Annotated in this window: 10 protein-coding genes; 2 read left to right on the top strand and 8 right to left on the bottom strand. The window is 41.5% G+C overall.

Annotation, left to right across the window (positions count from 1 at the left end):
* Positions 1–131: 131 nt before the first annotated feature.
* Together clpP and tig are read right to left on the bottom strand one after the other, a co-directional pair.
* A complete protein-coding gene (gene clpP / locus K358_RS0112060; RefSeq protein WP_027697062.1) occupies positions 132–758 on the bottom strand; it encodes an ATP-dependent Clp endopeptidase proteolytic subunit ClpP in 627 nt (208 codons plus the stop codon).
* A gap of 293 nt (positions 759–1051) precedes the next feature.
* Positions 1052–2356 (bottom strand): trigger factor, encoded by a 1305-nt coding sequence (gene tig, locus K358_RS0112055; RefSeq protein WP_027697061.1) that lies wholly within the window; start codon positions 2354–2356, stop codon positions 1052–1054.
* Positions 2357–2871: 515 nt separating this feature from the next.
* On the opposite strand from tig, the gene K358_RS0112045 reads away from it, so the two are divergent.
* A complete protein-coding gene (locus tag K358_RS0112045; RefSeq protein ID WP_027697060.1) occupies positions 2872–4692 on the top strand; it encodes a sensor histidine kinase in 1821 nt (606 codons plus the stop codon).
* A 21-nt stretch (positions 4693–4713) separates the two neighbouring features.
* The gene (locus tag K358_RS0112040) at positions 4714–6063 is read left to right on the top strand and encodes a sigma-54-dependent transcriptional regulator (protein WP_027697059.1); all 1350 of its coding nucleotides are present in this window, start codon (positions 4714–4716) and stop codon (positions 6061–6063) included.
* A 118-nt stretch (positions 6064–6181) separates the two neighbouring features.
* On the opposite strand, the gene K358_RS0112035 is transcribed toward K358_RS0112040, so the two are convergent.
* The 6 genes from K358_RS0112035 to K358_RS0112010 form a co-directional block, all read right to left on the bottom strand.
* The gene (locus K358_RS0112035) at positions 6182–7543 is read right to left on the bottom strand and encodes a TRAP transporter large permease (RefSeq protein WP_027697058.1); all 1362 of its coding nucleotides are present in this window, start codon (positions 7541–7543) and stop codon (positions 6182–6184) included.
* Between the two features lie 3 nt (positions 7544–7546).
* Positions 7547–8170, bottom strand: a complete 624-nt coding sequence (locus K358_RS18450) for a TRAP transporter small permease (protein ID WP_038150143.1) — start codon at positions 8168–8170, stop codon at positions 7547–7549.
* A 77-nt stretch (positions 8171–8247) separates the two neighbouring features.
* On the bottom strand, positions 8248–9255 hold the full coding sequence (locus tag K358_RS0112025) for a TRAP transporter substrate-binding protein (protein ID WP_027697057.1): 1008 nt from the start codon (positions 9253–9255) through the stop codon (positions 8248–8250).
* A gap of 231 nt (positions 9256–9486) precedes the next feature.
* Positions 9487–10593: an ABC transporter ATP-binding protein gene (locus K358_RS0112020; protein ID WP_027697056.1), complete on the bottom strand. Its 1107-nt coding sequence runs from the start codon at positions 10591–10593 to the stop codon at positions 9487–9489.
* A 53-nt stretch (positions 10594–10646) separates the two neighbouring features.
* On the bottom strand, positions 10647–11558 hold the full coding sequence (locus K358_RS0112015) for a carbohydrate ABC transporter permease (RefSeq protein ID WP_404818146.1): 912 nt from the start codon (positions 11556–11558) through the stop codon (positions 10647–10649).
* Positions 11558–12463, bottom strand: a complete 906-nt coding sequence (locus K358_RS0112010) for a carbohydrate ABC transporter permease (protein ID WP_027697054.1) — start codon at positions 12461–12463, stop codon at positions 11558–11560. Before K358_RS0112010 ends, K358_RS0112015 begins: the two co-directional genes overlap by 1 nt.
* Between the last annotated feature and the right edge of the window lie 28 nt (positions 12464–12491).

The following is a 12491-nucleotide window of genomic DNA, read 5'->3' as shown; positions in this document are numbered from 1 at the left end:
AATTTGACTCACAATGCCTTATTGATAAAAGACAATGTACTAGGTTGAGACCAATAAACCTCACTCTATTTAGTGAACAAGACCGTATTAATTGCTTCGATCTTTCACTCAATAAAATGAGGATTGTTCATTTATGCTGGGCGTTTTTCCAATACTGCATCAACCAAGCCGTAATCCACTGATTGTTGAGCTGACATGAAGTTATCACGGTCAGTATCACGCTCAATAATTTCAAGCGGTTGGCCAGTATGTTCTGCTAATAGATTATTCAAACGTTGCTTAATCGTTAAAATTTCTTGCGCATGAATTTGAATATCAGAAGCCTGACCTTGGAAACCACCTAATGGTTGGTGAATCATCACGCGAGAATTCGGTAGGCAGAAACGCTTACCTTTTTCGCCACCAGCAAGTAAAAATGCACCCATAGAGCAAGCTTGCCCCATACATACCGTACTTACGTTTGGCTTAATAAATTGCATCGTATCGTAAATCGACATCCCTGCAGTCACAGAACCGCCAGGTGAGTTGATGTATAAGAAAATATCTTTATCTGGGCTTTCAGATTCTAAGAATAATAATTGTGCGACCACAAGGTTTGCCATGTGATCTTCAACTTGTCCGGTTAAAAAGATAATACGTTCTTTTAGTAGGCGAGAATAGATATCGTAAGAACGCTCACCACGAGAAGTTTGCTCTACCACCATTGGCACAAGCGCATCAACAATTGGAGACATTGTATTATTTTCTTGGTAGCTCATTTTCGCTTTCCCTGTAGTAGATAGGTTTACCAATATGATTGATTACTAATAATAAACAAAACTGAGTTAATCATAAACCTAGATGCTTACCAATACCATTTTAGATAGTTTGAAAACCCCAATAAATGGTCTGCAAGCCAAAATAAATAGCCTAATAAGCTAAAAAATAAAATGGCCCGAATGATCCACTCTAAACTTTAGAGTGTCATATCGAGCCATTGTTAGCAGAAGAGTCGAAACGCTGTCAACTATTCTACTCAGCGAAACCTGATTTCACTTAATAAATTGAGTGATTAAGCAGGTTGTTGCTGGTTCATTAACTCATTGAAGCTCACTTCTTTATCAGAAACTTTTGCTTTAGCAATGATTGCATCAATAGCTTGATCTTCTAGCGCTACGTTGCGGATGTTGTTCATCATCTGCTCGTTTTGCTCGTAGTATGCGATCACTTCTGATGGATCTTCGTAAGCAGTCGCCATTTCTTCGATTAGCGCTTTAACGCGATCGTCGTCAGCTGTTAGCTCTTCAGACTTGATTACTTCACCTAGAAGTAGACCAACTTTTACGCGACGAGCAGCTTGCTCTTCAAATAGTTCACGTGGAAGTTGAGCAGCAGCTTCAGGGTTACCACCGAAACGTTGAGCCGCTTGTTGACGTAGCACTTCGATTTCTTGATCGATAAGTGCAGAAGGTACGTCCATCTCGTTTTGTTCAACAAGACCATTGATCGCTTGCTCTTTAATACGGCCTTTAACCGCTTGCTTAAGCTCACGTTCCATGTTTTTACGTACTTCAGTTTTCAGTGCTTCAACGCCACCTTCGTTTACGCCAAACTTAGCAACGAACTCATCTGTTAGCTCAGGAAGCTCACGAGTTTCAACTTTGCTTAGTTTGATGTCGAACTTAGCTGATTTACCTTTTAGGTTTTCAGCGTGGTAATCTTCTGGGAAGTTTACGTCGATAGAGAATTCTTCGCCCGCTTTCTTACCTAGGAGTCCGTCTTCGAAACCAGGGATCATACGACCTTGGCCCATTTCTAGAGGGAATGCTTCTGCTTTACCGCCTTCGAATTCTTCACCGTCGATGAAGCCTACGAAATCGATTGTTGCACGGCTGTCAGCGCTTACTGCTTCATCAACTTCAGCCCAAGTAGACTGTTGTTTGCGAAGTGTTTCAAGCATTTCAGCTACGTCTTCATCTTTTACTTCTACTGCTGGTTTCTCAACAGTGATGTTTTCAAGACCTTTCAATTCAACTTCTGGGTAAACTTCGAAAGTTGCGTTGAAAACAAGATCTTTGCCTTCTTCAGTTTCAACTGGAGCGAATGTTGGTGCGCCCGCTGGGTTGATTTTTTCTTTAACGATTGTTTCGATGAAATGACGCTGCATCACTTCACCCATCACGTCTTGACGTACTGCTTGGCCGTACATTTGTGCAACCATCTTCATCGGTACTTTACCTTTACGGAAACCATCGAAACGACGGTTTTTCGCGATGTTGCGCAATTCAGCTGTTACTGCATCTTCGATGTTAGCAGCAGGAACAGTAATAGTAAGACGGCGTTCTAGGCCTTCTAGAGTTTCAACAGTAGCTTGCATTATTTATAAACCTCAAAACTGGCTCAGTAATTATGAGCATATGAGCTAGACCTACCCTTTAGATAAGCGTTCGCCTCATTCCTTGTGTTGTGCCCAATTTGGACACATAAAAATGGTGAGCATCAACCAACGTAACTATGTAAACATGATTAAAGTAAACACCATTAAACCGATGGTTGAACTAATGAGTGAAACCTTCTTCATTTTTATTAAAGATAGAATCGATAATCAAAAACAAAGAAAAAGGCCTCTCCTATTAGTCTCAGGATAAATTTCGACGCGCTATTCTAGCGATCTGAACCCGCTCTGTCGAGATAACTCCTAAATTCTCACCTCAAATAATTAATTATCGAGATACGTAACTAAGTGGGGACGTTACCTCACTTTTCAAGGGAACCTAATGCTTTTTTTAACTAATCGCATAAAAAGAGATCCAGCTCAGGTTTCTATTGGTTAAACTGGAAACTTGTTATTTGACGTTTATTCTGGGGTCTGTTTATGCACGGGTACCCATTGTGAGAAAGCCAAAGCGTTTTATTGTTATCTCATTCATTCTGTATTTTTCAGTTGCTATTTGTGCCGCTTTTTTTTCGTGGCAACATTATTACCAATCGCGCCTAAAAGAGAGTGACCAGCAGCTCCAACAATTCTCGCAACATTTTCTGACACAAATAGAAAAATACGCTTTTATCCCTCAACTGCTGGCTCAAAATAAACGCCTAACCAATACTTTATTAGATCCTGACAACCCTTCCCAATTGGACAGCACAAACCGTTACCTTGAGCAAATCAACCAATTAGTTAACACTTCTGATATTTATATCATTGACCAAAAAGGCAACACCATAACCGCAAGTAACTGGCGTGACAATGCCACTTTTATAGGGCAAAACTTCACCTTTAGACCCTATTTTCAAATCGCCATTGCTGGCCAAAATAGCCAATACTTTGCGCTAGGATCAATGTCTGGTCTTAGGGGGTATTATTACTCATCTCCAATCATTCATCACACTAAAATCATTGGTGTGGTAGTGGTGAAAATTCAATTATCCACCATTGAAGACAACTGGAGTGACACACAAAATAGCTTTGTGGTCAGTGACAACAACCACATTGTCATGATGACCAACCAAGATGAATGGTTATACAAAAGCCTGATCCATTTATCTGAAGCGCAATTATTAAAAATTCGTCAAGGGAAACGATACCTTGATAAAGACATTGCTTCTCTCGATTTTATCGGCGATATCAACACCAATCCTGCCGAAATCACTGTCAACAAAAAACCAAGCTTGTTTAATGGTTTTCTTTCTATTTCAAAGCACTTGCCTAAACAAGATCTTAATGTTCGTATATTTATCCCTAAAGTGTTAATTATTTGGGACGTACTAAACGTGCTTGTCAGTCTCACGCTCATCTCCATTTTATTATTTCTTGTTGTTATGTTTTACCAACAACGAAAAAGCCGTTTATTGCAAATTGAACGGATCCGATCACAAGCTAAGCAAGAACTCGAATTTCAAGTTTTAGAACGAACATCCGAATTACATGATGAAATTCGTACCCGTATCGATACAGAAAATACATTACGACAAACACAAAATGAGTTAATTCAAACCGCTAAACTTGCTGTTCTTGGGCAAATGTCAGCCAGCATTAGCCACGAACTGAACAACCCATTAGCAGCTATTCGAAGCTTTTCTGATAATGCTCGTCAGTTTCTACTTAAAAAGGACTATGAAAAAGTACAACACAACCTTAAGCGGATTTCCGATCTTACGATTCGAATGGCTAAGATCAGTCAACAACTTAAACATTTCGCCCAACGTTCTTCAGCCCATGACTTAAGCAACAGCAGTATTAATGTCGTTATTAAATCGGCTTATGAACTTATGCAGCCAGAACTTAAGTCTCATAATATTGTTCTACAGCTTATTATTCCCGCTCAAACTGTTATGGCCAAAATTAACCCTATCGCATTAGAACAAGTCCTTATCAATACTATTACAAATGCGATTCATGCGGTTTCCGGTCAACACTCCAAAATAATAGAGCTTGAACTGCTCGAACAAAAAGAACAGGCCGTTATCCATATTCGAGACAATGGATGTGGCCTCAACCATGAACAACTCGACCATTTATTTGAGCCATTTTATACCAGTAAACAAAATGGATTGGGCTTAGGTTTATCTATTTCTCAGCAGATAATGCAAAGTATAAAAGGCTCTATTTCTGCCAAAAATAAAGAAACAAGCGGTGCACAATTCACATTAACGATTCCCAAAAGTGGACAACCATCGAATGACGAATTAACGGATAGCAAGATACAGCCATAAGAAGTAACCAAGGAAAACATAATGTCTGATGTATTTTTTATTGATGATGAACATGATCTTAGGCTAGCGGTGGAACAAAGCTTCGAGCTGGCCGGCCTTAGTGCCCAGTTTTTTGCTGATGCTGAATCTGCATTGATCGCGATTCAAGAAGGTAACATGCCTAAAGTTGTGGTCAGTGATATTTGCTTACCCGGTATTTCTGGTGAAGCTATGCTAGCAACCATACAAAAAAAAGATCCTCACCTACCTGTCATATTAATTACTGGTCACGGTGATATTTCTATGGCGGTACAAGCCATGCATAATGGTGCTTATGACTTCATAGAAAAGCCATTTGGTTCTGAACGTTTAATTGAAACCGTCAAACGTGCTATCGATAAACGTCAGTTATTACTGGAAAATGTCCATCTAAAAATTGAATTACAAGCTAACAAAACCCTTGGGCCACGTATCATTGGTAATACGACTCGTATTGAACAGTTAAGACAAACCATTAGCCATATTGCTGATACTCATGCTGATATTTTGCTTTATGGTGAAACGGGGACAGGAAAAGAATTGGTCGCCCGCTCCTTACATGAACAAAGCAGCCGACGTGATCAAAACTTTGTTGCGGTGAATTGTGGCGCCGTGCCTGAAAATTTAATCGAAAGTGAACTATACGGGCATGAAAAAGGCGCATTTACCGGTGCAGAAAGTCGTCGAGTCGGTAAATTTGAATACGCCAATGGTGGGACTCTTTTTCTTGATGAAATCGAATCGATGCCGATGCAAGCTCAAATTCGCTTATTACGAGTGTTGCAAGAACGCTATATTGAACGTATTGGCTCCAATCAAACAATACCAATTAATATCCGAGTCATTGCCGCAACTAAAACCGATTTAAAACAAGCATCTGAACAACAAACCTTTCGCCAAGATCTTTATTATCGGCTCAACGTCGTTACATTAGAACTACCACCACTGAGACAGCGACGCGAAGATATTCCCTCTCTCTTTCATCATTTTTTGCTGGTTGCGGCTGCCCGCTATGGAAAAACGGCCACCAGCCTTTCCAGCAACGATTTGCAGCGACTACTGAGCCATGATTGGCCGGGAAATGTACGTGAATTACGCAATGCTGCCGAACGTTTTGTATTGCTGGGAAAACTAAACGATCTTAATGGCAAAATATTAGAAAGCAACCAAGCCGACGTTCCTACCACAGGCTTAGTTCAACAAGTTGCAGAGTTTGAAAAAATGCTCATTGAACAAACCTTAGCGGAAGTGGATGGTAGTATAAAACTGGCAATGGAAAACCTTAAACTGCCACGTAAGACCTTATATGACAAGATGCAACGCTATCAATTAGATAAGGATAATTACAAATAAAAACGCCCCGAGATCCAAGTGGTGGCGACAAAACCGTCACCTGAATCTCTAGGGCGTGTTTAAGTTGTCATTAATGATGTTGAGTACTTGAAGTCTCATGCTCAAGTACTCACCGTTATTATTTTATAATGATCTCAGGCCCCATTAACAAAGTTGGTAACCACGTTGAAATAACGGGAACATAAGTGATAATAATTAAGAATAAGAACATCACACCGACCCAAGGAAGCGCGGCTTTTACCACATTAAGCATCGACATTTTAGCCACACCAGAGGTCACAAATAAATTCAACCCCACAGGTGGCGTGATCATTCCTATCTCCATATTCACCACCATCATGATACCGAAATGAATCGGATCAATACCTAATGCTATAGCAATTGGGAAAACCAAAGGCGCAACGATAATGAGCAGGCCTGATGGCTCCATAAACTGGCCACCAATCAACAGTAGAATGTTCACCATAATCAAAAACGTAATTGGCCCTAGACCTGCCGATAACAGCGATTCGGTGATCATCTGCGGAATACGCTCTTCGGTTAACACATGCTTTAGAATCAATGCACTGGCAATGATAAACATCAGCATAATAGTAAGCTTACCCGCTTCAAATAACGACTTTTTAGTATCTGGATGCACAAACGCATAAGCGACTTTTACAATCGTCGGCAACTTGCTTTCCTTGTCGGCAAAAGGTCCCATATCTTTATACACAAAATTGGCAATCAAAAAAGCATAAATAGCCGCCACTGCAGCCGCTTCCGTTGGAGTAAAGATGCCGCCATAAATACCGCCTAAAATGATGACAACTAGCAACAAGCCCCAACTTGCCCCTTTTGCGGCTAAAAACGCTTCTTTCCAGCCGACAAAGGGTTGAGCGGGCAGTTTTTTAATGCGAGCAGCAATATAAATGGCCACCATTAACATCACACCAGCCAATAACCCAGGGAGCACCCCACCTAAAAACATGCGTCCAACGGAAACGTCCGTCGCGGCAGCATATACCACCATAACAATAGAAGGCGGGATCAGAATACCTAATGTTCCCGCATTACAAATCACACCGGCTGCAAACTCCTTTGAATAACCATTTTTCACCATCCCCGCAATAACAATGCTACCGATAGCTACAACGGTCGCAGGTGATGACCCAGACAACGCCGCAAACATCATGCACGCCACAACCGACGCCATGGCAAGGCCACCACGAAACCACCCCACCATTGCAATAGCAAAGCGAATGATCCTTTGAGCAACGCCTCCCGTAGACATGAAAGTGGAAGCTAAAATAAAAAATGGAATGGCCAATAACGTATAATGCCCGGAAAATGAGTTAAACAGTGTTTGAGCCACCGAGGCAAGCGAAGTATCTGAATGAACGAGTAAAAATAGAACACTTGATAAGCCAAGTGCAATCGCAATGGGCACACCAAACACCATGAAGCCAATCACCATGACAAACAATAAAATAATATCCATGATTTAGTCTTCCTTGTTCTGGTCTTTTAACATATCGAGATCGTTTTCCGCTTCATGGCTCGCAATCATGCGGTCCCTTTGGTTCGTAACAACGTAGTAAGCCACTTGAAAAAATCGGAAGGTCAGTAATACCATTCCTATAGGCAGCGCCATATAGGGAATAAAACGTGGCATTTTTTCATAACGTTCGCCTTCATTAAGCCAAGTAGACAAAAACTGTAAAAAGTCTGGCATAGGAATATCATCGGTTTCATACCACGCTCGCTCGGTAACAAATGGATACCAATAATTCCAAGAGCCAATCAATAACAAAATAGAAAATGCAAGGCAGGAGCTAACGGCGATGAGAGCAAAAATCTTCCGCCAATGAGTAGGCAAAAGGTTAATCACTACATCCACGCCAATATGAAACTGTTTTTTCACACCATATGAAGCGCCGACTAAAATCAACCACGCAAACAAAAATACTGTTGCTTCAAGCGCCCATAAAATATTGTCATTTAGAACATAACGAAACACCACATTAGTAAAAGTAAGTACGGTCATTAAGCCCAAAAATAAAGCAATCAACGACTCTTCTATTGAGTCGGTTATTTGGCCCAGTTTATCCATCAAAGAATCAGACATATTCCCTCTCTGTCATCATTAAAAGGGCATGGCTTTCTATTACAAACACAGCCATGCCCACTTGCTAAAACGTGAGGTTATTTGTTTGAAGCTAATGCTGCGTCAATCAAATCCGAACCAATATCTTTTTCGAACTTTTTCCAAACGGGTTTCAAAACCGTAACCCATTCTTGACGTTGCTCCGGAGTCAGCGTCCGTACGACACCACCCGCATCTAAAATGTTGCTCTTACTTTCATTATTGACACGGGTAGATTCGGCATTACGAGCCATCGACACTTCATGCAGAATTTGACCAAGCTGGCTACGAATATCATCTGGTAAATCATTCCACCAAGTGTTCGAGGTCACCACTAGGTAGTCCAGAATCCCGTGATTTGTTTCCGTCACACCATCTTGTACTTCAAAGAATTTCTGACCATAAATGTTTGACCATGTATTTTCTTGACCATCAATAACTTTGGTTTGTAAGCCGCCATACACTTCTTTAAATGACATTTTTTGAGGGTTAGCACCTAATTGTTCAAATTGAGCAACTAATACATCGGAAGGTTGAACGCGAAATTTTAACCCTTCAGCGTCTTCAGGGTGAACCAGTGGTTTATTGGCTGACATTTGTTTCATACCATTATGCCAAAACTCCAAACCTTTTAAGCCACGGCGAGTCATCGAGTTTTTCAAAATATCGCCTGATTCTGAATTTTGAAAGCGGTCGACCGCCTCAACATCATCAAACAAAAAAGGCAGGTCAAAAATGCGGAATTTTTTGGTGAACTTTTCAAATTTGGATAAAGAAGGGGCAGCTAGCTGAACATCACCATTTAATAACGCTTCAAGCGCTTTATCATCATCATAAAGCGTTGAGTTGGGGAAAACCTGCATACAAGCTTTACCGTCCATTTCCTTATTAACACGTGCTTCCAATAAAGAAGCGGCGATGCCTTTCGGATGTTTATCTGCATTAGTTACATGGCTAAATTTAATCACCAATTCACCAGGGTCACAGGCATCGGATGCTGTCGCATTAAAACTAGCAAGTACAGATGCTGCGGTCAGGGTGACAGCGAGAAGAGATTTTTTAGACATTTTATTCTCCTAAATTATGATAATCGACTCCTTTCTAAGCCGTACTTCATAAAAGCAAATGCCATACCAACCAAACAAAAAAATAACAATTTATTAACATTCAGCGTGTTAGAGTAAATCTCCTTACTTTTTTTCAATGATAAACATAAAAAATGGCGGTTTTTGACCTACGCATAAAAGCTAAATGGGTCAAAAACCACCAATTTTATAAAAGACCAATGCTATACCGAACTAAATTCTCATCTCCGTTCGAACATCAAAAAACACCGCGCTGGATAAATCAAAATACAATGGCACGGTTTCGCCTACCTTGGCATCGAATTCAGCCGATAGACGACACGCCACATGTTCTTGATTGATTTCAACTATTGCGATGGTATCCGGGCCCGTCGGCTCTAATACGTCAACTTTCATAGAAACTTCTGTAAAGGTACGCTCTTCATCACTTGGCTGTTCAGTAATAAACTCGGGCCTCAAACCGATAATCACGGTTTCTCCATCAAATTTACGTAATCGATCAGGCAGATTAATTTTGTGCGCTTTACCATCCGCCGTCCAAATTTCACCTTGTGGTTTATCATCTGAATCTAAATCCACTCTCGCTTTAATAAAGTTCATTGATGGCGAGCCCATAAAGCCGGCTACAAACATATTATTGGGTTGGTTATAGATTTCTTTCGGCGTACCTAATTGCTGCAACTCTCCATCTTTCATCACTGCGATACGATCAGCGAGTGTCATCGCCTCAATTTGATCATGAGTAACATACACGATGGTGGTATTTAATTGTTGGTGCAGACGTTTAATTTGTGTACGCATTTCAACGCGTAATTTTGCATCTAAGTTAGAAAGCGGCTCATCAAATAAATACAATTTAGGCTGACGAGCCAAAGCCCGGCCCATGGCAACACGCTGACGCTGACCACCAGAAAGTTGCGCTGGTTTTCGATCAAGTAAATGATCGATTTGTAGCATTTCCGCCACGCGATTCACTTCTGCATCGATTTTGACTTGTGGCATTTTGCGGATCTTCAAACCAAACGCGATATTGCCGCGCACCGTCATATTTGGGTACAAAGCATAAGATTGGAATACCATCGCAATATCACGATCTTTTGGTTCGACATTCGAGACATCCACACCATCGATCACAATCTCACCCGAGCTTATTGATTCCAACCCTGCGATGGTATTCATCAAGGTAGATTTGCCACAACCTGACGGACCGACGAGAATTAAAAACTCGCCCGACTCTATTTGGATATTAATCCCCTTCAGTGTTTCATTGTCCGCATTGCGGTAGGTTTTACGAATTTGATTTAGTTCTAAAGCAGCCATTATTATTTTTCCTTTTAAGCTAAATTGGCGTTGTTTGAGGCTTTGTGATTCCGTTATCCTTTAACGGAGCCAGCAGTCAACCCTCTCACGAAATACTTCCCTGCCACGACATAGACCAACAAGGTTGGCAATGCAGCAATAATGGCGGCAGCCATATCAACGTTATATTCTTTGACCCCAGTACTGGTGTTGACTAAGTTGTTAAGCGCCACAGTAATCGGCTGAGTTTCCGAGCCGGAATACACCACCCCAAACAAGAAATCATTCCAGATTGAAGTAAATTGCCAGATCACCGTCACCATGATGATAGGTGTTGAAAGCGGCAACATGATGCGGAAGAAGATAGTAAAGAACCCAGCACCATCTAACTTAGCCGCTTTAACCAATTCATCTGGAACCCCAACATAAAAGTTACGGAAAAATAGTGTGGTAAAGGCCAATCCATAAATAACATGGACGAAAACTAAGCCTGTTGTCGTGTTCGCTAAACCAAAGAAACCTAGCGTTGCCGCCATTGGAAGTAACACCACCTGAAAAGGAATAAAGCAGCCAAATAGCAATAAACTAAACAGTAGGTTGGAACCTCTAAACTGCCATTTGCTAATCACATAGCCATTAAAGGCGCCCATCAGTGTTGAAATCGCTACTGCTGGAATCACCATTTGAAAGGAGTTCCAGAAATAACTTTTGATCCCTTCACATTTCACGCCAGTACAAGATGTCGACCAGGCTTTATGCCAAGCATCGAAAACCCACTCAGTCGGCAGCGACATTAAGTTACCGGTACGAATATCGCCCAAGCTTTTAAATGAAGTGATCACCATGACAAACAGCGGCATCAAATACAGCACGCAGAAAAAAAGCAGCAAGCTGTAAATCGCGATGCGTCCGACTCGCTTGGAATTAAAATAATTGGTTTTATTAGGTTGAGACTTTCGGTTTTGAAGTTTCAGATTTTGGGCCATCATGACTTCTTCTCCCTTAATTCTGAATACAGGTACGGCACTAAAATAGCTAATATCCCAGCCAACATCATCATGGCACTCGCCGAGCCTAATGCGGTTTGACCACGGGTAAATGAATAGGCGTACATAAATAGCGCGGGTAAATCAGAGGAATAACCAGGCCCACCTGCGGTCAGTGCTGTGACCAAATCGAAGCTTTTTATCGCGATATGTGACGTAATGATCACCGCGCTAAAAAATACCGGACGCAAACATGGCATCACAATGCTCCAGTAAATACGCGGCAAACTGGCACCATCAATTTGCGCCGCTTTGATGATCGAAGAATCGATACCGCGTAGCCCTGCTAAGAACATCGCCATCACAAAGCCGGATGATTGCCAAACCGCAGCGATGACTAAGGTGTAAACCACCATATCCGAATCAACAATCCAGTCGAATTTGAAGTCAGTAAAGCCCCAATCTCTCACCATTTTTTCAATGCCAAGACCTGGATTTAATATCCATTTCCAAGCGGTACCTGTGACAATAAATGACAGCGCCATTGGGTAGAGGTAAATACTACGAATTACCCCTTCATTACGGATATTTTGATCGAGGAAAATTGCCAGCCCTACCCCTAGTACAATCACAATAGCTAGAAATAACAGCCCGAAAATACCCAGGTTAGTGATCGAGGTGATCCAGCGGTCGTTTTCCATCAACTTGGCATATTGACCAAAGCCAGTGAAATTAAAGCTAGGTAAAAAACGAGAGTTGGTGAGCGATAAAGCCCCCGTCCAAATAATGTAGCCATAGATGCACACCACGGTAATCACCAAGGTAGGTGCTAATACAATTTTAGGCAGCCAATGTTGCAGCCTATCGGCCAGTTTAAGTTTTGGTGCGGCTCGCCGAGTGGGCATGGCTGAGCATGATTGAGCACCGCCCCTT

It is taken from the genome of Vibrio litoralis DSM 17657, assembly GCF_000426765.1.
GTDB classification, from domain to species: domain Bacteria; phylum Pseudomonadota; class Gammaproteobacteria; order Enterobacterales; family Vibrionaceae; genus Vibrio; species Vibrio litoralis.
Note: the sequence above shows the minus strand (reverse complement) of the source record. Positions and strands in the feature narration are given on the sequence as shown.